This window comes from Kitasatospora phosalacinea (assembly GCF_000717185.1).
Classification (GTDB): domain Bacteria; phylum Actinomycetota; class Actinomycetes; order Streptomycetales; family Streptomycetaceae; genus Kitasatospora; species Kitasatospora phosalacinea_A.
The window spans coordinates 12,051-33,587 of sequence record NZ_JNYE01000087.1 but is presented as its reverse complement, the minus strand read 5'-3'; the positions used below and the strand labels follow the sequence as shown (position 1 = coordinate 33,587).

Below are 21,537 nucleotides of genomic sequence, written 5' to 3'. Positions count from 1 at the left end.
ATCCGTGAGCGTGTCCCCCACCCCTCCCCACCCCAACGGCCCCCCGCCGAGCAACCGGGCCCCTCGCCCAGCCACCCCACGAGGGGCCGTCCACCCACCAAACCTCTCAGGCCTCAGCCCTGGTACGGATTCCCCCCCGCCGGCGGCTGCTGCACCGGATACCCCGGCTGCCCACCCTGCTGCTGCGGCGGGTACCCCGGCTGCTGCTGCCCCTGCGGATACCCGTACCCCGCCGCCGCCTGCTGCGGCTGCTGATACCCGTACCCCGGCCCCCCAGGCCCACCCGGACCACCCGGCACCCCCGGCCCACCGGGACCGCCCGGGCCACTGCCGTTGTTGCCGTTCTTGGAGCGACGCACCAGAACGACGATCACCACGACCACGATCACGGCAATGACGCCGCCACCGATCGCGATCAGCATCCCGGTGTTGCTCTTGCTGTCCGAGTCACCACTCGCCTGCGGAGCGGCCGAGCCACCGCCGTTCGCAGGGGTCTTGGCGCCACCGCTCGCGGGGCTCGATGCCCCTGCGGACGGCGAGGCCGCGGGACCGTCGATGTTGGCCCAGTCCGGCTCCGCGCGGTTCAGCAGCGGGTTCTCCTTCGGGCCGTTGTCCACCGTGGGATTCTCGGCCAGTGCCCCCGACGGAGAAACGATGCCGTAGCCGTACTTGTCGTTCGGGAACGGACCCTGGCCTTCTTGCTGGTAAGCGCTACTGGTCATCCGGTTGATGACCTGCCCCGCCGAGAGGTTCGGGTACTTTGAGCGCACGAGCGCAGCAATTGCCGAGACAAACGACGACGAATCAGAGGTCCCGGAAGGGCTGCCATACCCTCTGCCAAGGGCGGCATGGTGAATATTGTCGCCCGGAGCGGCCAACGTGATCTGCGGACCCGTAGATGATTTCTTCCAGATATCGCCAGTTTCCGTTACGGCCGAGACTGCCACTACACCAGGAAATCCCGCAGGATATGACACCACGGGAATACCGTCATTCCCGGCCCCGGCAACAAGGACAATATCCTTCTGAAGGGCATAGTTGATCGCATCCCTATATTCTTGCTGAAATTCCCCCGGGCCCGCAAAGGACATATTGATGACCTTTGCATTGTGATCAGCCGCATATCGGATCGCCCTGGCGAGATCATTATAGTTGACCGGTTTTCCCGAGCCGAGGCTCAATCCGGCATCAATGTCAATCTTTATTGGGAGAATTTTTGACTTAGGTGCAAGCCCCATGACACCTGCATCATTGCCATGCCCGTGCGCAGCAATGTTGGATGCCATACCGGTTCCGTGGCCCTGACTGTCGGTCCGCCCATCGCCATTTGGATCGGTGAGATCAAGACCGGGAAGCACCTGCCCAGCCAGGTCCGGGTGGCTAGCATCGACACCGGTATCAATGACTGCGACGACCACCCCCTCGCCCTGGCTGATGGGCCAGACCTTGGTGGCCATGTTGTAGTTCTTCAACACCCACTGCTGATTGCGGTCCTGATCCGCAGCAGCAGGCCCTGCACTCACGCCCCACAGCAGGGCTCCGGCAGCAAGCGCGGCCAGACCGCGCGCAGATCGGCTGGTCGTCAAGCCTCGTCACCCCTCGTTGAGCGGCCGCCCCGCAGACCCTCGGATCTGCAGGGCGGCCAGGTCATGTCCGACTGTTCTACTGACCGAACGTCATTCGACCACGTTCGGGTTGGCCTTCTCGCCGGAGGCCCAGGTCTCCTCGTCCTCCACCAGGTAGTCCGGGCGGTCCGACGTGCCCTTCTTGGCCCGCTTGCCCGCCTGGCCCTGACCGGCCATGCCGCCGTGCCCGGCCGCACCGCCCTGGCCCGCGCCACCGGCCTGACCGGCGCCGCCTGCGGCACCCTGGCCGAAGCGGCTCCGACCGATGCCGGAACCACCCTGCGAGAAGGACCGGTTACCGGCGCCACCCTGCGCGGCCTCGCCGACGACACCGCCGGCCTTGCCCGTCAGACCGCTGCCGGAACGCCCCTTGAGGCCCCCGCCACCGGCACCACCGGCACCGGCGCCACCGCCCATACCGCCGCCCATGCCACCAGCACGGGCACCGGTACCACCGGCGCCACCGGACGCAGCGCTGCCCGCACCGGAACCGCTACCGCTCAGGCCACTGGCACCGAACGTCCCGGCCTTGGAGACACTGCTGCCGCTGAAGCCAGCACGGCTACCACCGAGACCGGTGCCACCCGCCAGGGTTCCCCCACCCTGACCGACCAGCCCGCCACCGGTGGTACCGCCACCGCCCAGCCCGCCACCGCTACCACCGGCGACCGGGCCGTGCACGCCACCGGAGCCGCCAACCGTCGTGGTACCGCCACGGACACCACCCTGGATGCCGTCGATCCCCGTCCCCGGGCCCTTCGGCTGGGGAAGCGCGTTGGCCGTGCCGCCGGAGATCCCCGCATCGGTGGGGCGAATCACGGTGGGCTGAATCTTCGGAGTCTGCGGCGACCGACTGGTGGACGTGCTCTTGAGCGAAGTCTGCGAGCCCGAAGAACCAGTCGTTCGGCTGGATCCCTGGAAGGAGCCTGCACTGATACCGGCGATCGCCGCGATGAATCCCGCGGCACCATCGCTCGGCGGCGTCAGCTGCTTCGCCGCGTTCGGGTCGTCATCAACGCCCTTGATTTTCCCCAGAGAAGTACTGGCGACACTGTACTTGGCCGCCAGCACCTGCATCACTCCGACCGCCTCTTGCTTACGCGATTCGGTAATGCTGTGCTGGGTGTCCGCGTTGTCGACTCCGACCGATTCCTTGGCCGCATCGCTGACACCGTCACCGACCTTGTCCCAGAAACCCGGCTCGTCAGGCATGTCAGCCTTGGCCTGGTCGATCGACGATGACAGCTGCTGCAAAACAGTGGCGGTGTAGTGTGTGGTCTCGGCCACCACGCCAACATTTTCTGCCAGCGCGGTCATGTGCTGGTGGAAAGCGTCGCTAGTACTTCCCTGCCACGTGCTGGTGGCGTCACTGGTGGCAGTCACCAGCGCGGCTTGGATCCGGGTCAGCGTCTCATGAGCCCGCCGCCAGGGATCGGCCGCCGCCATGACCGAGCCAGAGTCAAGCGACTGCACCATGGAGATCAACTCACCATGGCTGTGGGCGGAGAAGTCGGTGTACGCGCCGCCGCCGTCCCCGCCTTGATCCAGCATCCTCACCGTACAGTCCCCCGTCCTTCTTCCGTGACCTCAGTCTTCCTTGCCGTTACCACTGCGGCCTCGCCGTGGTCGTCGGCTGGCTCTGCGGTGCCTTGGCAGACGCCTGCTGCGCGTTCAGTTCGGACTGGCTCCAGGTGGTGGTCCACCCGTCCTGCGCCATCGTCATGCGCTTGCTGGTGTCCTGCTCGTGCTCCTCGTAGTTCATCGCCGTGTGGTCCGCATTCTGCTGTGCCACATCGATGGTTTCCTGGATCTGGTCCAGAAGGCCGCTCAGTTGCACGCGTGCGCGGTTGTACGCCGCACCCAGTTCCTGCGCCTCGCCGAAGCTCCCGAAGGCCCCCGAGCCGACGCCGCTCGCCCCGTACACCGCGGACTTGCCCGCACCGCTCTCGAACTCGCTCAGCAGCCCGCGCACTTGGGACGCGAACGCTCGCAGGTTGTCGACCTCCACCTGGAAGCCGTTGCCGCTCGTAGTCATGTGTCTCGTACCTCCCCCGTACCTGCTGCCCCGCGCGACTCCTGCTCGACCGCCTGGGGCCTGAAAGAAAGTTGGCTCCAACCTCTATGTCTAACACATGGAACGGGCTGTCAACACGCCCCCTGGTGGGTGCGGGTGGGATCAGGGGGCGGGGGCGGTGGCGGCGAGGGCCTGGCGGCAGAGGGCGTCGGCGCGGCGGGTGGTTTCGGGGAGGCGGTAGGAGGGGGTGAGGGCGAGAGTGACGGCGGTGGCTTCGTCGAGGCCGATGCGGTGGCCGACGGAGAGGAAGACGGGCTTGACGCCCGCTCGGGTGCGCAGGGCGCGGCCGACGGGGTCGGGGCCGTCGAGGAGGGGGGTCCAGGCGCCGCGGTGGTCGGCGGGGGGCTGGTGGGTGAAGGTGAAGGGGTTCTTGGCGATGCCGAGGGTGGGGAGGCCGGTGTGGACGCCGAGGTGGCTGGCGAGGCCGAGGCGGCGGGGGTGGGCGAGGCCGTAGCCGTCGCAGACGACGAGGTGGGGGGTGCGGGTGAGGCGGGCCAGGGCGTCGAGGACGGCGGGGAGTTCGCGGAAGGCGAGGAGGCCGGGGATGTAGGGGAAGGCGACCCGGCCGACGGCGGTGGCCTGTTCGACGACGTCGAGGGTGGGGTAGTCGAGGAGGACGGCCGCGGCGGCGACGACGTCGCGTTCGTCGTCGTAGGCGACGTCGACCCCGGCGATCAACGTGCCGGGGCGGCGCGGGGGTTCGGGGCCTTCGGGGACGACGAGGGGGCGCAGGCGTTCCTGTTCGGCGCGGGCGGCCTCGGCCGTGGTGGGCCAGTCGGCGGGGACGGTCATGGCGGCTCCCGGTGTCAGGAACAGGTGCGGCGGACGGACGGACGGGCGCGGTGCTGCCCGCCGTGTCCGTACGCACGTTAGCGGGCGGTCGCACGCGCCGGGTGAGGTGGTGCGGTGGTGCGGCCGCCGGGGAGTGAGCCTGTGCGCCCCCCGTGCCCCCGAGTAGGTCAACTCACGGCGGTTAGGCTGTACTTACCGTTCTTCCCCGCACCCGTTTCTCCGCCCCGCTTCCCCCGCCCCGCGCGAAGGGTGACTGCCATGCCGCGCCCCGCAGTTCCGTCCCGTGCCGTTGCCGCGTCCCGGGCTTCCGCGTTGGTGTCCGGAAGTCGTTTCAGTGCCGTGCAGTTGGGTGTCGGCACGCTGGTCGCGGTGGTCGCCGCGGTGGCGCTGCTGGCCGTGTCCGGGGAGTCGGGGGTGTGGCGGATCGCGGTGCTGGTCGGCTTCGCCGTCGCGCTCGGAACGCTGTCCGCCGTCCTGCTGTCCCCGGCCGCGGCCCGCCGCCTGCCGCCGCGGGCGCGGGCGTCCGCCACCGCACAGCAGGCACCGCAGGGGCAGGAGGGACGGGAGCAGCCCGCGCCGTCCGCCGCCCGGGAGCGGGTGTACGCGCACCAGGGGCACTGAGGCCGGGCGCGCACCGACGCGAGGACGAAGACTCCCGGGCCCGCGGCAGGTCAACGGCTGCCGCGCGCCCGGGGCCCAGGAGCGGAGGGGTGTCAGTCGGTCGAGACCACCACGGTCTTGGCCGCCTTGTCGTGGATGCACTGGCGGTAGGGCTTGTCGAAGACGCCGAACAGGCCGTCGATGACCCACCAGAGGGCGCCGCAGCAGATCAGCGCGGGGAAGATGAAGACCGCGGCGCGGGTCCAGGCGGCGGAGGGGGTGGGGGAAGAGCCGTCGGTGAGCATGGCGACCCGGACCTTCATCAGTTTCTTGCCGAGGGTCTGCCCGTCCCGGCTGAGCATCAGGCCCTCGTACACCAGGTAGATCGCTCCGCCGAGCCAGAAGGAGCCGGCCCAGCCGTTCCGCTCGTTGAAGTGGAGGAACGGGAGCAGCACCACGATGGCGATCACCTGCACCAGCAGGTAGTCGACCAGCCGGGCGACGATCCGCGCTCCCCAGCCGCCGAGCGGGGGCATGCCGGGGACGGGGCCGGGCCCGGGCGCGCCGTAGGGCGAACCGTACGGGTCGCCAGGACCTCCGGAGCCTCCGGGGCCTCCGGGGCCTCCGGGGCCGCCCGGGCCGGCCGGTCCGCCGGGCGGGGGGCCGTAGCCGGGGGGCGGGGCGTCGTAGGGGGAGCCCGAGTCGGCCGGGGCACCGTACTGGCCGCCGTAGCCGGGCGGGGTGTCGTACGGGCTGCCCGGCGACGGGGGCTGCTTGTCGAAGGAAGGCCGTCCGCCCTCCTCCGGCTCGGTTCCGGAGGGGTCGCTGGTGCTCATGGCACGAGTAGAACACCGCGAATACTACGATGTTGGGATATTTGATCCGTTTCCGTCCGTTTTGCCGCGCTCCCTCAGCGTCCCCGCACCGCCCGCACCGCCCGCTCCGCCCGTACCACCCGGGTCCGCGCCGCCCGGTCGTGCCAGCCGCGCCGGGCCGGACGGTCCAGCAGCGCGGCGAGCGGGCCGAGCAGGACGGCGGTGCCCAACCCGCGCACCAGCCAGCGCAGCAGCGACCGGCCGAAGCCGGGCGCGCCCGTTCCGCCCGCGGCGACCACCCTGACCCGGGCCAGCCGCTTGCCGAAGGTCTGGCCGGTCCGGGCGGTCGGCAGCACCTGGTACAGCAGCCCGAACACCAGCAGCACCCCGAGCAGCACGCCCACCCGGCTCAGCACCGTCCCGTCCAGCAGCCACACCTGGTGCTGCCGTCCCGTCAGGCTGGCGGCCAGCGCGGCCCGGTCGATCTTCTCCTGGACGTGCGCCCGCACCGTCCCGGCCAGCGGCACCGCGACGGCCGCGCCGACCACCACCGTGACCGCCCCGTCCACCAGCCACGCGAGCACCCGCGCGCCCAGCCCCGCGGGTACGGGCGCCGGGGCCCCGGTGCGCCGCTTCCTGGCTCCGGCCGCGGCACCCTCAGCAGCCCGGGCGGCCCGAGCAGCCGGAGCGGGCACGGTCTCCCCGGCCCGGCGCGACGGGCGGACCCGCTCGCTGGTGACGTGCGCCGTCCGCGGCTCCCGCCCGGGCCGCTCCGCCTCGACCGGCGCCTCCGCGGAAGCCGGAGCCGACGCCGGAACCGGAGCCGACGCCGGAGCCTGCTCCTGCACGGACGCACCGGCGGCATCGACGGCCCCCGCGGCACCGGGCTCCGGCTCGACGCCCCACGACACCCAGCGCGGAGCCCCGCCCGTCTCCATCAGCCCGCGCTGCGCCCGCGGATCGGCCCGCCACCCCGAACCGGAGTCGGCCGACCGCGGCTGCGGCAGTGCCTCCGCCAGCGCCTCCGACAGCGCCCCCGCCGGTGCCTCCGGCCGCGGCCCGGCCGAGGGCCGTACGGGCTCCGCCGGCTCCGCGGACGGCACCGGTTCGAACAGCGCCCTGGGCGTGGCCGCCAGGCCCACCGAACCGTCGCCGACACCGTCACCGACACCGTCGCCGACACCGACACCGGGGCCGACCCCCTCCCCGGCGCCGGCCCCGTGCCAGGGCGTCCCCCCGAGCGGCTGCGCGGCCCGCGGCACCGTCGCCACGCCCACGGCGGCCTCGGGCTCCGACTCGACGGCGACGGCGACCGCGGCCGCGGGCCCGGCCAGTTCCAGCGGGCGGACGGCGGCCTCCACCTCCCGCGCCTCCCCGGCCGACCGCGCGCCCCGGCCCTCCCGGGTGCCTTCCCGGGGCTGTCCCTCCCGCCCCTTCCGCGGAGCGACGACGGCGCCGGTCGGCACACCCGCTCCCCCGCCGCCCAGGTGCAGCGCGGCCGCGGTGGCCCAGGACTCGGCCGCGACCGGTTGCAGCCCGTTCCCGGCGACCGCCCAGGGGGCCGCCTCGACGGGGCGCAGCGACTCCATCTCGTTGCGGGGGCGGACCTCCAGCTCCCCCGGCCCGGATCCCGCCGCCCCGCCCACCGCCACCACCGTCGCACCCGTACCCGTACCCGTACCCGCCTCGGGGTGGACGGGCATGGTGAAGACCGCCTGCGCCCGGGTCTCGTCCAGGTAGATCGGCCCGGTCTCGACCAGCGGCCCCGCAGCTCCCTCCTGACCCGCTCCCGGCTCCGGCCCCATTCCCGGCCCCGGCCCCGACCCGGACCCGGCCGCCGCCACGGGGACGAGGCCGGGCGGGAGGGCGTACGGGGGCGCGGTGAGGTAGCGGGCGACGAAGCGCGGCGGGTCGAGCGGTTCGCCGGGGGCGGGGGCGGGGCGGCTGGTGCCGGGGACCCAGGCGTGGCCGGCCCAGTAGCGGATGAAGCCGGGCACCGAGGGGTCGGGGTAGTAGCCGGGGGCTCCGGCGTCCCCGGCCAGGGGCGCGCCGAGCATCGGGCCTGCGGTGGAGGGCCGGTCCGTCATTGCGTCGCGTCTTCCTTCGTACCGGCACCGCGGCGTGCGGGTGTGCGGACGTGCGTGGGGGAGCCGCGGGCGGAGAGTCGCCGGGCAGTCACAAAGGGTAGTACCTCGAACGACCTCGTCCCCCGGGTTCACCGGAACTCGTGTAACGAGCGGAGACACGTGGTACGGCAGGTGCGCCCGGGACGGCCGGGGCCGTTCCGGGGGCGGTGGCGGAGCAGCGGTCGGGCGGCTCCGGGTTCCGGTGTTCCCGTCCGGAACAACCGGGGCGGGGCGGAAAAGGTTCTGCCGGGTGCGGCCGGAAAAAAGTTCCGCGGGAACTCGCGCAACCCGTGTAAGAGTCCGCGGCGACCGCGCTCTCGACCGGTGCGGGGCCGAAGCGCGGCCCGCTTGGCGGAGAGGGTGAGGACGATGGCCGGACAGTCGACCGGAGTGGTGGAGCAGGAGCTGGAGCTGAACCTGGTGCTGTCGCCGGAGCGCAGCGTCCCGGTGGCGGCCCGGTTGTCGTACGGGAGCCACGACCCGTTCGCGGTGTACGTGACCTTCCACCTGGACAGCGGGACGCCGGTGACCTGGGTGTTCGCCCGCGAGCTGCTGGTGGAGGGGACGTTCCGGCCGTGCGGTCAGGGCGACGTGCGGATCTGGCCGACCCGGTCGGGGCGGCGCAGCGTGCTGTGCATGGCGCTCAGCTCGCCCGCGGGGGACGCGCTGCTGGAGGCGCCGCTGCCGACGGTGGCGGCCTGGCTGGAGCGGGCGCACCGGCTGGTGCCGCCGGGGGCGGAGCTGGAGGCGATGGACCTGGACGGTTCACTGGCGGAGCTGCTGGCGTGAGGGGGCGCGCACGGCCGTCCCGAGCGCGGGTGCGGGCGCAGTCCGGGCCGACCCGCCCGCCCGGCCGTCCGCCGGAGCGCCCGCCCTCGGGACGCCCCGGCCGACCGGAGGGGACGGGAACGGGAGCGGGGACGGGGACGGGAACCGGGACGGGGACGGGACGACCGGATCAGCGGGCCGCGGGGGCCTTCTGGGGGCCGGTGCTGCCGAGCCCGTCCGCGTCGGTGCGCGGGGCGGGGACGCGCACCAGCGGGGCGCCGGCCGCGAGCCGCCGGGAGCGGACCCGGAGCGCGGCGACGGCGAGGAAGCACAGGCCCGTCAGCGGGTAGACGCCCGCCGGGAACTGCTTGAGGACCGACAGGTGGAGGTCCAGGTCGCCCTTGTGCGGGACGGCCCACATCGCGAAGGACAGGAAGGCGGCCAGCGTCAGGCCGAAGATGACCCGCCAGCGCAGGCGCCGGACGGCGGCGGGGCGGGAGCGCTCGTGCGCGGCCTCGGCGGCGAGCAGGACGAGCACGGGCACGCACCACACCCAGTGGTGGGTCCAGCTGATCGGGGAGACCAGCACGGCGGTGACCAGCGCGGTGCACACGCTCCAGGCGTCGGCGCGCGGCGACCAGCGGGCGCTGCGGTGCGCCCAGGCGGCGACGGAGAGTCCGGCGACGGCGACCAGTGCGCCGAGCACGGTGGCGACGGTGCCGGGGTTCTCGATCTGCAGGTAGCGGGCGACCAGGCCGCGCAGCGACTGGTTGTCGACGATGACGGTGCTGCCGACCCGGCTGGAGTCGAACATGTACTTCGTCCAGAAGCCGCGGGTGGCGTCCGGGAGGAACAGCGCGCCGATCAGGAAGGTGCCGACGAAGGTGGCGCCGGCCACGAACGCGGCGCGGACCCGGCCGGTGATCAGCAGGTAGACGGCGAACAGGCCGGGGGTGAGCTTGATCCCGGCGGCGATGCCGATGGCGACGCCCTTGCTGCGGGCGGAGTCGGGGCGGGTGAGGTCCCAGAGGATCAGGCAGGCCAGCGCGAGGTTGATCTGGCCGTAGCGCAGGGTGGTGAAGACCGGCTCCAGCCAGACGCCCAGTCCGGTGACGAGCAGGACGCCGATCGGCCGCAGGTCGCGGCGCGGCCAGCCGACCAGCTTGAAGGAGAGGTGGGCGAGGGTGGCGAGCAGCAGCAGGTTCCCGGCGGTGACGGCGAGGCGCAGGAACGGGACGCCGAACCAGGTGGTCGGCACGAACAGCATCGCGGCGAACGGCGGGTAGGTCGCGGGCAGGTTCCACTGGGTGACCCGCAGCGCGTACAGGTCGTGGCCGTCGGCGACGGCGGCGCCCTCGGCCCGGTAGACCATCATGTCGACCATCGAGGTGTGGACGAAGTGCCGCACGACCGCGTAGACGAGCAGGGAGAGCAGGGAGAGCGCGGCGGCGGCCAGCAGCGGGCGCCGGGGGGCGGCGCGCAGGGCCGCGGCGACGGCTCCGGCCTGTCGGACGGGGGCGGTGAGGACGCGCTGCCAGGCCGGGGCGGGCGGTCGGGCGGGGTCGCCCGGGCGCGTGCCCCGTTCCGTTTGCACCGTGGTCACTGTGTTGCTCCGTCCGCCGTCGACCTGCGCTGGGCCAGCAGCCGACACTACCCGAACGGTCGGCGGGCGCCACCGGTCGCGGGCGCCCCGGGCTCCCCTCCTGGGGCTGCCGCCCGGCCGCTGGGGAGAGCGGCCGGACGGGCGGGCCCGGCCCGGGGCGACCGCGGGTTCGGGTCGGCCGGCGGGAACGGCGCAGGCCGTGGCCGGTCTCGGCCGGCGGTCGGCGGTGCGGTTCCCGGCGGCGGTGCCGGTGCGGCCGGTGGTGCGGTCGGCGGTGCGGCGGGCCGCGGTGCCGGGCGGGCGGTGGCGTTGGTCACGTGCGGCGGCCGCGCCGCCCGGTCCGGGGCCGGGCCGGCCCCGGTTCGCGCACCGGTTCCGGGGCCTCGGGCCCCGGTGCTGGCTGACGCTATCCGGGGCGGCGGGTGCGATCGTCCGCGCCCGGGCGGCATGAGGCAGCATTGGCCGCCGCTTAGGACGTATTTAAGGGAGAGGGGCGGCACCGAGCTGTCGCCCCCGCGGTAACAGCTCCTGTGTCGGCACCGGTCGCCCTCGGTCGTCCTCGGTCGCCTCTGTCGTCCTCGACCCTCAGTCCTTGCGGATCAGCCGGCCGGTGCGGCGGCGCTGCTGCCGCGGCAGTTCCACTTCCGTGCGGGTGTTGATCCGCAGCGAGATCTCGGCGCCGCCGAGGACGGCGGAGCGGCCGAGGGCGACGTCGCCGCCGGTGCCCTGGGCGAGCTTGCGGACGATGTCCAGGCCGAGGCCGGTGGAGCCCTCGCCGCCGTGCCCGGCGCCGCGGCGGATGGCCGCGGTCGGGTCGGTGAAGCCCGGTCCGCCGTCGCCGACCAGGACGGTCACCGCGTCCTCGCAGATCAGCAGGTCGACGGCGAAGGGGGTGCCGACGGCGGTGTGCCGGAAGACGTTGCCGAGCAGCGCGTCGACGGCGGCGGCCAGGTCGCCGCGCTGCACCGGGACGGGCGCCGGCGCCTCGTCGCCCGCCAGCTGCCAGGGGCGGCCCTCGTCCTCGGCGAGCGCGGACCAGAAGCCGACCCGGTCCCGGACCACCTCGACGGCGTCGCAGCCCAGGGCCACCGCCGGGGCGTCCTCGGGCTGGCGGCGGGCGGAGCGGATGATCTGGTCGACCTCGCGCTCCAGTTGGGAGACGGCGTGCCGGGTGGCGTCGGCGGCGTCGCCCTCGCCGAGCGCGGCGGCGTTGAGCCGGAGCACGGTGAGCGGGGTGCGCAGCCGGTGCGACAGGTCGGCGGCGAGCTCGCGTTCGGCGGCGAGCAGGTGGACGACCCGGTCGGCCATGGCGTTGAACGCGTAGGCGGCCTCCCGGAGCTCCTCGGGCGCGCCCGCCGCCTCGCGCCCCTCGACCGGGACCCGGACCGAGAGGTTGCCGGAGCCGAGCGAGCGGGCGGCGGTGGCGAGGCGGCGGGCGGAGCGGATGATCCGGGTGCCCATCCGGTCGGCGACCGCGACGGACACCGCGACCAGGGCGAGCGCGACGCCGGAGAGCACCAGCCAGGCGGTGCCGACGCCGCGCGACAGGTCGGCGTTCGGGACGAACACCTCGACCATGGCGATGCCGCCGCCGTCCACGGCGACCGGCTGCAGCAGCGCGTACCCGCCGTCGACCCGGACGGTCCCGGCCCGGACGGTGCGGGTCCAGCCCTGGTTGGCGGAGCCGGGCAGCTGGTCGTTGTCGGTGCGGGCGGTGCCGACCGTGACGCCGCCGGGCAGGTGGACGGCGAGCCGTTCCCGGGCTCCGGCGTCGGTGGAGGCCATCGCCCGGGAGACGGCCTCCTGGTCGGTGGTGATGGCGAGCGCCGGTCCGAGCGCGGCGGCCTGCCGTTCGGCGGCGGTGAAGGCCCGGTCGCGGGCGGTCTGCTGGACCATCAGGCCGAGCGGGATGAGGAAGGCGAGCGCGACCATGACGGTCCCGGCGATGGCGGCCTTGACCATCGCCCAGCGCAGCGAGCGGAGGACGCGCTTCACGTCGTGCACCCCACCGGCCCGGAGGGGGCCTCCAGCCGGACCCCGACGCCGCGCACGGTGTGCAGGTAGCGCGGGCTGGAGGCGGTCTCGCCGAGCTTGCGGCGCAGCCAGGACAGGTGGACGTCGATGGTCTGGTCGCCGCCGTAGGTCTGCCGCCACACCTCGGCCAGGATCTCCTTGCGCGGGACGACCACGCCCGGGCGGGCGGCGAGGAAGGCCAGCAGGTCGAACTCGCGGCGGGTGAGGTCCAGCCGCTGTCCGTCGAGCAGGGCCTCGCGGCGCTGCGGGTCGATGGCGAGGCCGCCGACCCGGAGGATCTGGGGTGCCGTCAGGGCGCCGCCGCCCAGTCTGCGCAGGACGGCGGCCATCCGGGCCGTGAGGTGCTCTCCGGAGAAAGGTTTCACCAGGTAGTCGTCGGCGCCGTCGTTCAGCAGCCGGACGATCTCCGCCTCGTCGTCCCGCGCGGTCGAGATGATCACCGGGACGTTGGTCAGTCCGCGGATCATCTTGAGCGCCTCGCTGCCGTCCAGGTCCGGCAGGCCCAGGTCGAGGACCACCAGGTCGCACCCGACCTGGGCGACTTCGCGCAGGGCCTCCAGGGCGGTGCCGACGGAGCGCACGGCGTGGCCGGTGTCGGCCAGATGGCGGATCAGGGCGGAACGCACAAAGGGGTCGTCCTCGACCACAAGCACTGTTGCCATGGGGTTGCACGGTACGGCATGGCGGCCGACTGGTCTGTACCTCGGGGGGTTCGGTGCGGCCCGGAACGGGCAGGGGATTTCAGCTTCTCTGAAGGATCGGCCCCCCGTTCTTCCACCGGGTTTCCGCGGATGACCCCGGCCCCCTGACCTCCCCGTGACCTTCGTACGGCAGGATGGGCCCGCGATGCGGAGCGGACTGGTTCAACTGGGCGCCTGGACGGCGGCCACCGGAGCAGCGGTGGCGTTGTCCTGGCTCGGCGTGCACGCGGTGCTCGTCGATACGGTGTTCGAGCAGCCGGTGGCGGTTCAGCTGCCCTCGGTGGCCTCTACGAAGCCGGCGGAGACGACTCCGCCCCCGGCTTCCCCCCACGATCCGCCGCCGTCCGCGGCGGCCCCGAAGCCGACCCCGACGCCGGACCCGGATCCGACCCCGGGGGCGACCGCGGCCTCGCGGCCGACCGCGGCGGCCCGCAGGAGCACCAGTCCGCCCAGCACGGTGCACAGCTACCCGGTGCTGGGCGGCCGGGTGGCGCTCGACCAGCGGCCCACCGAGGCCCGGCTGGTGTCGGCGGTGCCGGAGCCGGGCTGGTCGATGCAGGTCTGGCACGGCGAGCAGTGGCTGCGGGTCGACTTCTCCAAGGACGACCGGGTCTCCACGGTCTCGGTGAGCTGGAACGGCACCGAACCCGCCGTGCAGACCTACGTCATCGGAAACTGATCCCCGGAGCCGCCCCGTGCCCCCGCAGCCCGACGCCATCGACGCGCTGGACGGAAAGCTGATCCGGCTGCTCGCCGAGGAGCCGCGGATCGGCGTGCTGGAGTGCTCGCGCCGCCTGCAGGTGGCGCGCGGCACGGTGCAGGCCCGGCTGGACCGGCTGCAGGCGCGCGGGGTGATCGGCGGGTTCGGCCCGCAGGTGGACCCGGCGGCGCTGGGCTACCCGGTGACGGCGTTCGCGACGCTGGAGATCTCGCAGGGGCAGGGCGCGGACGTCCGGGCGCACCTGGCGGCGGTGCCGGAGGTGCTGGAGCTGCACACCATCACCGGGCACGGGGACATGCTGGTGCGGATCGTGGCCCGCTCGAACGCGGACCTGCAGCGGGTGATCGACCGGGTGGTGGGGTTCGACGGGATCGTCCGGGCGTCCACCGCGATCGCGCTGGAGAACCCGGTGCCGTACCGGGTGCTGCCGCTGGTGGAGCAGGCGGCGGGCGGCGGCGGGGCGGGCTGACCCCCGTCACCCGACCCGTTCCAGGGCGCGCCTCCCCTTGCCCGCGGTTTTTTGGCATATGCCTTTTGCTCGTGCACGCAAAGATCGCAGCCATGAGCACACGGACCGCACTCCCTGAGTGCCCGCCAGCCGCCCCGCCGTCAGCACCACGGCCCCGCCGGGCCGTTCGACCACGGGGGGCCGACCGATGAGCCGGGTCACCGAGCCGCAGACCACCCTGATCGCCTCGGCGCAACGGGCCCTGCGGCTGCTGGAGGCCGCCGCCAGGCACCCCTCGGGCGCCACCGCCAAGCAGCTCGCCCGGGACACCGGGCTGGCCCTCGGCACCACCTACCACCTGCTGCGCACCCTGGTGCACGACCGCTACCTGGAACGCCGCGAGGGCCTGTACTGCACCGGCCCCGCGGTCTCCGGCCTGAGCCGGGCGGAGAGCCCGGCGGCCGGGCGCTCCCGGCTCGACGGGCTGCTCGGCCGGATCGCCCACCAGCTCTCCGCGGCCGTGCACTTCGCCCGCTACAAGGACGGCGAGGTCGAGCTGCTCGCCGCGGCGGCCGCCCCCGGCGCCCCCACCGTCGACCCGCGGCACTTCCGGGCCGGGGCGCACGCCCACGCGGCCGGCAAGACGCTGCTGGCCCTGATGTCCGCCGAGGAGCGGCGGACCCACCTGACCCGCTACCCGATGGTCCCGTTCACCCCGTACACCCTGCGCGAACCCGCCCACCTGCCGCTGCTGCCCCGGCACGGGCCGCAGCGGGCCGTGCCGATCACCCAGTACCAGGAGTACGCGCTGGGCATGGCCGGGGCGGCGGTCCCGATCGTGCTGGGCAGCGGGCTCGCCGCGGTCGCGGTGTCGCTGCCGATGACCCAGGCCCACCGGTTACCGGAGATAGCCGCCCAGCTGCGCACCCGGGTCGGCGACGACCTGGTGACGGCCGCGTTCGGCCTGTAGGACCGGACCCGAGGGCCGGACGCGCTTCTCCCGGGGGGAGGACCACGTACGAGGGCCGGGCGCACGGGGGTGCAACGCCCGGTCCCACCAGCGGCTCCCCGGCCGCCGCCGCGGCCGGTCGACGACCGGCGCTCAGCAGTGCGGGACGGCGCCGCCGCTGTTCAGCGCCTGGAGCGCGGCGACCGAGTCGGCGAGGGTGTCCACCGGGATCAGCTGCAGGCCGTCGGGGGTGTTGACCTTGCCCTGCGCGCACTCGCTGCGCGGCAGCAGGAACACCGTCGCGCCGTCCTGGCGCGCCGCCTGGGTCTTCAGCGGGATGCCGCCGACCTGGCCGACCCGCCCGTCCGCGTCGATCGTGCCGGTGCCCGCCACGTCCCGCCCGCCGGTCAGCTCGCCGCCCCTGCCGTCCCCGGCGATCTTGTCGATGATGCCCAGCGCGAGCATCTGGCCGCCGCTCGGGCCGCCGATGTCACCGAGGCGGACCTGCACCCCGACCTGGTCCGGCGACAGGTGCAGGTAGTTCAGCGCGGCCAGCGTCGCGCTGTCCTGGGACTGCGCCATCTGCTGCAGCGTCACCTGGTCGGCCTTCTCCGGGTCGCTCTGCGGGAAGACCTCCTCGGTGGGGACCACCGCCCGCTTCGAGTCGCCCCAGGCCGCCAGCGAGTCCCACAGGCTGTTGCGCTGCTGCGGCGGCGTCGCGTTGACGGTGACCACCCGCAGCTGCCCGCTGGTCTGCCGCAGCGGCGTCCCGGTGATCGTGAGCACCTGGGCGCCGTCGTACGTCCCGAGGGTGTCGGCGGTGGCGCCGGGCGACTCCAGGGTGAAGGGCAGCGGCACGAACGCGGCGACCGCGAACAGCGCGAGCACCGGCAGCGCGCACAGCCCGAGGGCGCGGGTGCGCGGGGAGGTCAGGACCGGGGGCAGGTTCTGGGAAGCCACCCCCGCATCCAAACACACCGCGGCACCCGCCCGGGACGGCCTCGCCAACCCGGGCCCGGCCTCAGCGCAGCGCGTCGGCGACCTCGGTGGCCGCCTCGATCACCCGCGGGCCGACCCGCTCCGGGACGAGGCCGTTGAGCATCACCACGCCGACGCTGCCCTCGATGCCGCTGAGGCCGATCAGCGCGGCGGCCGCGCCGCTGGCCCCGGACTGCTCCTCGGCGCGGGTGATCACGCAGCCCTGCTCGGGGCGGCGCTGGCCGGGGAAGCTGCGGGCCTCCAGGATGGCCCGCCCGGCCGCGCTCTCGGAGAGCGGGTGGCGCAGGCCGGTGCGGTAGGCGACGTGGAAGTCCGTCCAGGTCGGTTCGACCACGGCGACGGCGAGCGCCTCGTTGCCGTCGACCAGGGTGAGGTGGGCGGTGGCGCCCAGGTCCTCGGCGAGCGAGCGCAGCGCGGGCAGCGCGGCCTCGCGCAGCAGCGGGTGGACGCGGTGGGCGAGCCGGAGCACGCCGAGGCCGACCCGGGCGCGGCCGCCGATGTCCCGGCGGACCAGGCCGTGCTGTTCCAGGGTGGCGAGCAGGCGGTAGACCACCGTGCGGTTGACGGCCAGCCGGGCGGCCAGCTCGGTCACCGTGAGCCCGCGTTCGGAGTCGGCGAGCAGTTTCAGTACCCGGACACCTCTGTCCAGCGTCTGGGAAGTCTCAGCAGTCACGAGGCGCCAGGTCCTTTCCGCGGCAAGTCCGACCCTACGACACAACTGCCGCGGGCCGCACCGGAATTGATCGCGCGCGGGAAGGGTGTCCAGCGCGGGAGTCCGGCCTCGGCGACATCGGCAGGGCGCAGGCTCCGCGGCACTCGTCCGGGCCGGCGGGTGGGGCCCGGGTGAGTGTGGGGAGACGCTAATGAACGGAGGACGCCCGTGGAAGTGGTTGTCCAAAATTCGGTCAGTATCGATGGAAAGTCGTGATCAAAAATCGGATAAGGCGCCCATAACTCACGCCGCAAGCGCTCAAGCGTCCGATATCTGGGCGCCGCCCGGTCGGCCGGTCGGGCGCGGGCCGCCCGGCTCAGAGCAGGTTGCGGCCGACCGTCCAGAGCGCGGCGGCGGCGAGCAGCGCGGCCACGGCGCGCGGCCCCATCCGCAGCCGCCGGCGCCGTCCGGCCAGCCCGTCCCGCAGGCGCACCGCGAACCAGGCGGCGACGAACGGGAGGGCCAGCAGCAGCGCGGCGTTGTCGTGCCAGGCGGCGGCGAGGTCGCCGTGCAGCAGGTCGTAGGCCATCCGGGTGCCGCCGCAGCCGGGGCACTGCAGGCCGGTCAGGCGGCGCCAGGGGCAGAACGGCAGCGCCTGGCCGGGCAGGTGCGGATCGCGCGTGTAGAGGTACGCCGCGCCGGCCGCGCCCGCGGCGAGCAGGCCGAGCGGGGCGGCCGCGGGGTGGCGCAGCAGCGCGGCGGCCCGGCGGCGCGGCCCCGGGAACGGCCGACGGCCGGCGCCCCCGCCGCGGTGGTCCGCGGGGCGGGGGTGCCGGCCGGTCGGTTCGACGGACACGTCAGGAGCGCAGCAGGCGGCCCTGGGCGTCGGTGCGGTCGTCGCTGACCAGGAACATGATGCCGTCGATCAGCGCCCAGATGCCCAGGCCGCCGCAGGTGAGCAGCTGGGCGACGCCCATGCCGACGTGACCGGTGTAGAAGCGGCCGATGCCGAAGCCGCCGAGGAAGATCTGCAGCAGGCCGGCGACGACCTTCGACTTGTCGGACATCTGGGGGTTCTGGGCGGGGTACGCCACGGGGTGCTCCTCGGAGGAAATGCGGGGCCGGAGGCCGCACGGAACGGCGGCGTCGGCAGGTCGACCACATGCCGAGGTGAACACTGTGTGATGGCCCCCCAGCACCGGCACGCGGAAGATTAGCGGATCATCAGACCGGCTGTCTGCACATTTCCTTTGCCAAGGGTTGAACTTCCGGCCCGCCGCCCCGTCAGCCCTGGTTCGCCCACTCCCGGATCCGGCCGATCCGCGCCTTCAGCTGGTTGGCGGTGGCCTGCGCGGTGAGCGGCCCGCCGCACTGGCGGCGCAGCTCGTTGTGGATGCTGCCGTGCGGCTGCTCGGTGCGGTGGTGCCAGGCGGCGACCAGCGCGTTCAGCTCCTTGCGCAGCTCGCGCAGCTCCTGGTGGGTGACCACCGGGCGCTCCTCGGCCGGGAGTTCGAGCAGGTCGGCCTCCTCGGCGGGCCTGGCCTTGGAGCGCTGGATCTGCCGGTGCTGGCGCTTCTGCAGCAGCATCTGCACCTGGTCGGGTTCGAGCAGGCCCGGGATGCCGAGGTAGTCCTCCTCCTCCTCGCTGCCGGGGTGCGCCTGCATGCCGAACTCCATGGCGTTGTACAGCACCCGGTCGAAGACCGCGTCGCTGCCCAGCGCCTCGTAGGAGAACTCCTCGGTGCCGGTGTCCGCCCCGTCGTTGGCCTTCTCGGCCTCGGCGAGCAGCCGGTCCTCCTCGTCGAAGAGGCCCTCGCCCTCCTTCTTGGGCCGGTCCAGGACGTGGTCGCGCTGCAGCTCCATCTCGTTGGCGAAGCCGAGCAGCATCGGGATGGTCGGCAGGAACACCGAGGCGGTCTCGCCGCGCTTGCGGGCGCGCACGAAGCGGCCGACGGCCTGGGCGAAGAACAGCGGGGTGGAGATCGAGGTGGCGTACACCCCGACGCACAGCCGGGGCACGTCGACGCCCTCGGAGACCATCCGGACGGCCACCATCCAGCGCGAGGTGCCCTCGGCGTAGTCGGAGATCCGCTGGGAGGCCTCGGCCTCGTCGGAGAGCACCAGGGCGACCTTCTCGCCGGTGATCTCGCGCAGCATCTTGGCGTACGCGCGGGCCACCGTCTGGTCGGTGGCGATCACCAGGCCGCCCGCGTCCGGGATGCCCTTGCGGACCTCGGTCAGCCGCCGGTCGGCGGCCTGCAGCACGGCCGGGATCCACTCGCCCTGCGGGGAGAGCGCGGTGCGCCAGGCCTGGGCGATCAGGTCCTTGGTCATCGGCTCGCCGAGCCGGGCCTCCAGCTCGTCGCCGGCCTTGGTGCGCCAGCGCATGTTGCCGGAGTAGCTGAGGAAGATCACCGGGCGGACCACGTGGTCGGCCAGCGCGTGCCCGTAGCCGTAGGTGTAGTCGGCGACCGACTTGCGGATGCCGTCGCTCCCGGCCTCGTACTGGACGAACGGGATCGGGTTGGTGTCCGAGCGGAACGGGGTGCCGGTGAGGGCGAGCCGGCGGGTGGCCGGCTCGAAGGCCTCGAAGCAGGCCTCGCCCCAGGACTTGGAGTCGCCGGCGTGGTGGATCTCGTCCATGATCACCAGCGTCTTGCGGGCCTCGGTCCGGTTGCGGTGCAGCATCGGGTTGACCCCGACGCCCGCGTACGTGATCACGATGCCCTGGTAGTCCTTGGACAGCGGGCCCGAGGAGTACGCCGGGTCGAGCCGGATCCCTATCCGGGCGGCGGCCTCGGCCCACTGCTTCTTCAGGTGCTCGGTGGGGGCGACCACGGTGACCTGCTGCACCAGGTGGTTGTGCAGCAGGTAGGACGCCAGGGTCAGGGCGAAGGTGGTCTTCCCGGCGCCCGGGGTGGCGACCGCCAGGAAGTCCCGGGGCTGCTTCTCGACGTACAGGTCCAGTGCTCCCTGCTGCCAGGCCCGGAGGCTGGCGGCGGTGCCCCAGGGGGCGCGGCCCGGGAAGGCCGGGGAGAGGTGCGCGGCAGCGGAGGTGCCGGTCGGGCGGGGGTGGGTGCTGTCGGCGTGCGAGAACAGCGGGGACATCGCGGAGGAGGCGGCGGTAGTCACGGTCTCCGAACGGGGTCGTCGCAGGTCAGAGCCTGCGCGAGGCCCTTTCCCCGCGGTCGGCGGGCGGTCGTGGAACCCGCCCAGCCTAGCCCCTCCCGGAGCCCGGACGGCCGTCGCGGCACGCCCCTGTGGCGCCCGTCCCACTCAATTCGTACGACTGTCACCACACCTTCACGCGGCACGGGCGGCCGTTCAGGGTGATCTCCGCCGGCACCGGCTGCGGGTGCGTCCAGCTGCCGGAGAAGCCGGTGACGGCGGAGCCGCCGGGCGGCAGGACGGCGTTCCAGCCGCCGTCGCGGATGGTGGCCTCGCCCGCCCCCTCGTGGCCCTCGCCGGTGCCCGGCCAGGCCGCCAGCAGGTGCTCGCCCGCGGGCAGCGCCCAGCGCAGCGTCCAGCCGGTCACCGGGCGGTCGGAGGTGTTGCGCAGGGCGATCCGGGCGTTGAACCGGTCGTCCTTCTCGCTGGTGACCCGGTAGCGCACCTCGCAGCCCGCCCCGGCGGCGTCCGCGCGGCCCGGTTCGCCGAACGGGGCGAGGACCAGGGCGGCCAGCAGGGCCGCCGCGCTGCCCGCCAGGGCGGCCAGCCGCCGGTTGACCCGGCACAGCAGCGCGAGGCGGCCCCGGCAGTCGGCGCAGCCGGCCAGGTGCCGCTGGACCCGGCGCCCGGCCCGGCCGCGGGCCTGCCCGGCGAGCGCCGCCCAGTGCCCGACGCAGCCGGGGTCGCGCGGGGCGCCGGGGTAGGCCCGCAGGTACGCCAGCCGCAGTCCCTCGCGGGCCCGGTGCAGCAGCACGGCGGCGGCGCCGCGGCCCACGCCGAGCCGGACGCCGACCTCGCCGGGCGGCAGGCCCTCCACCTCGGAGAGCCACAGCGCCTGCGCCCAGCGCTCGGGCAGCTGGGCGAGCAGCCCGCGCATCCGGTCGGTTTCGGCCACCCGGGGCGCCGGGTCGGCGGCCTCCTCCTCCGCGGCCCGCCCGGGCAGCTCCCCGGCGGCCCGTTCGCGCACCGGCGTGGCCGCCAGGTGCCGGACGGTGGCGGCCAGGTAGGCCCGCGGGTCCTCGATCCGGTACCCGTCGGCGAGCCGCCGCCACACCCGCAGGTGCGCCTCGGCGACCAGGTCCTCGGCCCGCCAGCGGTCGCCGCCGGTCAGGCTCCCGGCGTACCGCAGCAGTCCGGGGTGGTGGCGCTGGTACAGCTCGGTGTACGCGGCGAGCGGGGTCCGCCCGGCCGTCCGCACTCGTTCCTCGATGGTCTCGGCCCTCCCCTGGGTCGCCGTACGGGTGATCTGCGGGGGCCCGTACGGCTTCCGCGATCCTGCCCGGGCGCCCCGCCGCTGCCCATGGAATGCCCATGCCACCGGTCCGGAATGCCCGGATTGGTCCGTGCGAGTGTGGCGCAGATCACTTAAAGGGGGCTCAAAACCGGCGTAATCACACCCGCCACTCCTGACTCTTCTTCAACAGGAGGCGGCTCCGGTCGCATCCGCACAGCCCTCACCACC

General features: G+C 74.0%; 20 protein-coding genes. 5 read left to right on the top strand and 15 right to left on the bottom strand.

All coding sequences use genetic code 11. The features are described 5' to 3' along the window. Positions 1-113: 113 nt before the first annotated feature. From mycP to OO57_RS29235, 4 genes are all read right to left on the bottom strand, one after another. Positions 114-1,586: a type VII secretion-associated serine protease mycosin gene (gene mycP, locus OO57_RS40480; RefSeq protein ID WP_033255705.1), complete on the bottom strand. Its 1,473-nt coding sequence runs from the start codon at positions 1,584-1,586 to the stop codon at positions 114-116. A 90-nt stretch (positions 1,587-1,676) separates the two neighbouring features. Next, positions 1,677-3,176: a WXG100 family type VII secretion target gene (locus OO57_RS29245; protein WP_158715262.1), complete on the bottom strand. Its 1,500-nt coding sequence runs from the start codon at positions 3,174-3,176 to the stop codon at positions 1,677-1,679. 52 nt (positions 3,177-3,228) lie between these two features. Continuing rightward, the gene (locus tag OO57_RS29240) at positions 3,229-3,660 is read right to left on the bottom strand and encodes a hypothetical protein (RefSeq protein ID WP_033255703.1); all 432 of its coding nucleotides are present in this window, start codon (positions 3,658-3,660) and stop codon (positions 3,229-3,231) included. A gap of 141 nt (positions 3,661-3,801) precedes the next feature. Continuing rightward, positions 3,802-4,491, bottom strand: a complete 690-nt coding sequence (locus OO57_RS29235) for an endonuclease V (protein WP_033255702.1) — start codon at positions 4,489-4,491, stop codon at positions 3,802-3,804. 339 nt (positions 4,492-4,830) lie between these two features. Here OO57_RS29235 and OO57_RS29230 point away from each other — a divergent pair, with 339 nt between their 5' ends. Then, a complete protein-coding gene (locus tag OO57_RS29230; protein WP_033255701.1) occupies positions 4,831-5,112 on the top strand; it encodes a hypothetical protein in 282 nt (93 codons plus the stop codon). A gap of 92 nt (positions 5,113-5,204) precedes the next feature. Here the strand turns inward: OO57_RS29230 and OO57_RS29225 are convergent, their stop codons facing one another. Both OO57_RS29225 and OO57_RS44210 read right to left on the bottom strand, forming a co-directional pair. Beyond that, complete coding sequence (locus OO57_RS29225; protein ID WP_033255700.1) at positions 5,205-5,927, bottom strand: RDD family protein; 723 nt, start codon at positions 5,925-5,927, stop codon at positions 5,205-5,207. A gap of 74 nt (positions 5,928-6,001) precedes the next feature. Next, positions 6,002-7,993, bottom strand: a complete 1,992-nt coding sequence (locus OO57_RS44210) for an RDD family protein (protein WP_033255699.1) — start codon at positions 7,991-7,993, stop codon at positions 6,002-6,004. Between the two features lie 408 nt (positions 7,994-8,401). Between OO57_RS44210 and OO57_RS29215 the strand changes: the two genes are divergently transcribed. Beyond that, a complete protein-coding gene (locus tag OO57_RS29215; RefSeq protein WP_014135973.1) occupies positions 8,402-8,821 on the top strand; it encodes an SsgA family sporulation/cell division regulator in 420 nt (139 codons plus the stop codon). A 169-nt stretch (positions 8,822-8,990) separates the two neighbouring features. On the opposite strand, the gene OO57_RS29210 is transcribed toward OO57_RS29215, so the two are convergent. The 3 genes from OO57_RS29210 to OO57_RS29200 all read right to left on the bottom strand — a co-directional run bounded on the left by OO57_RS29210 (position 8,991) and on the right by OO57_RS29200 (position 13,099). Then, positions 8,991-10,403: a glycosyltransferase 87 family protein gene (locus OO57_RS29210; RefSeq protein WP_051778385.1), complete on the bottom strand. Its 1,413-nt coding sequence runs from the start codon at positions 10,401-10,403 to the stop codon at positions 8,991-8,993. A 585-nt stretch (positions 10,404-10,988) separates the two neighbouring features. Further along, positions 10,989-12,377 (bottom strand): sensor histidine kinase, encoded by a 1,389-nt coding sequence (locus OO57_RS29205; RefSeq protein ID WP_033255713.1) that lies wholly within the window; start codon positions 12,375-12,377, stop codon positions 10,989-10,991. Between the two features lie 17 nt (positions 12,378-12,394). Beyond that, entirely contained in the window at positions 12,395-13,099 is a 705-nt protein-coding gene (locus tag OO57_RS29200) for a response regulator transcription factor (RefSeq protein ID WP_081974044.1), read from the bottom strand. Between the two features lie 184 nt (positions 13,100-13,283). Here OO57_RS29200 and OO57_RS40475 point away from each other — a divergent pair, with 184 nt between their 5' ends. The 3 genes from OO57_RS40475 to OO57_RS29185 all read left to right on the top strand — a co-directional run bounded on the left by OO57_RS40475 (position 13,284) and on the right by OO57_RS29185 (position 15,277). Further along, positions 13,284-13,817 carry a hypothetical protein gene (locus tag OO57_RS40475; protein ID WP_033255697.1) on the top strand — a complete coding sequence of 178 codons (534 nt, stop codon included), beginning with the start codon at positions 13,284-13,286 and terminating at the stop codon, positions 13,815-13,817. A 16-nt stretch (positions 13,818-13,833) separates the two neighbouring features. Beyond that, positions 13,834-14,328, top strand: coding sequence for an Lrp/AsnC family transcriptional regulator (locus OO57_RS29190; protein WP_033255696.1), 495 nt, complete (start codon positions 13,834-13,836; stop codon positions 14,326-14,328). A 187-nt stretch (positions 14,329-14,515) separates the two neighbouring features. Then, the gene (locus OO57_RS29185; protein WP_158715261.1) at positions 14,516-15,277 is read left to right on the top strand and encodes a helix-turn-helix domain-containing protein; all 762 of its coding nucleotides are present in this window, start codon (positions 14,516-14,518) and stop codon (positions 15,275-15,277) included. 132 nt (positions 15,278-15,409) lie between these two features. Here OO57_RS29185 and OO57_RS44895 read toward each other — a convergent pair whose 3' ends face one another. The 6 genes from OO57_RS44895 to OO57_RS39910 all read right to left on the bottom strand — a co-directional run bounded on the left by OO57_RS44895 (position 15,410) and on the right by OO57_RS39910 (position 21,273). Beyond that, positions 15,410-16,216: a hypothetical protein gene (locus OO57_RS44895; protein WP_234337553.1), complete on the bottom strand. Its 807-nt coding sequence runs from the start codon at positions 16,214-16,216 to the stop codon at positions 15,410-15,412. 61 nt (positions 16,217-16,277) lie between these two features. Then, a complete protein-coding gene (locus OO57_RS29175; RefSeq protein WP_014135981.1) occupies positions 16,278-16,928 on the bottom strand; it encodes an IclR family transcriptional regulator in 651 nt (216 codons plus the stop codon). A gap of 355 nt (positions 16,929-17,283) precedes the next feature. Further along, positions 17,284-17,763, bottom strand: coding sequence for a DUF2752 domain-containing protein (locus tag OO57_RS29170; RefSeq protein WP_081974042.1), 480 nt, complete (start codon positions 17,761-17,763; stop codon positions 17,284-17,286). 1 nt (position 17,764) lies between these two features. Next, complete coding sequence (locus OO57_RS29165) at positions 17,765-17,974, bottom strand: TM2 domain-containing protein (protein WP_051778388.1); 210 nt, start codon at positions 17,972-17,974, stop codon at positions 17,765-17,767. A gap of 217 nt (positions 17,975-18,191) precedes the next feature. Further along, positions 18,192-20,015 carry a DEAD/DEAH box helicase gene (locus OO57_RS29160; RefSeq protein ID WP_033255694.1) on the bottom strand — a complete coding sequence of 608 codons (1,824 nt, stop codon included), beginning with the start codon at positions 20,013-20,015 and terminating at the stop codon, positions 18,192-18,194. A gap of 184 nt (positions 20,016-20,199) precedes the next feature. Then, positions 20,200-21,273 carry a sigma-70 family RNA polymerase sigma factor gene (locus OO57_RS39910; RefSeq protein WP_051778381.1) on the bottom strand — a complete coding sequence of 358 codons (1,074 nt, stop codon included), beginning with the start codon at positions 21,271-21,273 and terminating at the stop codon, positions 20,200-20,202. Between the last annotated feature and the right edge of the window lie 264 nt (positions 21,274-21,537).

Excerpts from the sequence above, each read along its gene's own strand:
- OO57_RS29215 (WP_014135973.1), top strand. The coding sequence starts at position 8,402 with ATGGCCGGACAGTCGACCGGAGTGGTGGAGCAGGAGCTGGAGCTGAAC.
- OO57_RS29200 (WP_081974044.1), bottom strand. The coding sequence starts at position 13,099 with ATGGCAACAGTGCTTGTGGTCGAGGACGACCCCTTTGTGCGTTCCGCC.
- OO57_RS29165 (WP_051778388.1), bottom strand. The coding sequence starts at position 17,974 with ATGTCCGACAAGTCGAAGGTCGTCGCCGGCCTGCTGCAGATCTTCCTC.
- OO57_RS29235 (WP_033255702.1), bottom strand. The coding sequence starts at position 4,491 with ATGACCGTCCCCGCCGACTGGCCCACCACGGCCGAGGCCGCCCGCGCC.
- OO57_RS29160 (WP_033255694.1), bottom strand. The coding sequence starts at position 20,015 with ATGTCCCCGCTGTTCTCGCACGCCGACAGCACCCACCCCCGCCCGACC.
- OO57_RS29245 (WP_158715262.1), bottom strand. The coding sequence starts at position 3,176 with ATGCTGGATCAAGGCGGGGACGGCGGCGGCGCGTACACCGACTTCTCC.
- OO57_RS29225 (WP_033255700.1), bottom strand. The coding sequence starts at position 5,927 with ATGAGCACCAGCGACCCCTCCGGAACCGAGCCGGAGGAGGGCGGACGG.
- OO57_RS29185 (WP_158715261.1), top strand. The coding sequence starts at position 14,516 with ATGAGCCGGGTCACCGAGCCGCAGACCACCCTGATCGCCTCGGCGCAA.
- OO57_RS29240 (WP_033255703.1), bottom strand. The coding sequence starts at position 3,660 with ATGACTACGAGCGGCAACGGCTTCCAGGTGGAGGTCGACAACCTGCGA.
- OO57_RS40475 (WP_033255697.1), top strand. The coding sequence starts at position 13,284 with ATGCGGAGCGGACTGGTTCAACTGGGCGCCTGGACGGCGGCCACCGGA.
- OO57_RS44210 (WP_033255699.1), bottom strand. The coding sequence starts at position 7,993 with ATGACGGACCGGCCCTCCACCGCAGGCCCGATGCTCGGCGCGCCCCTG.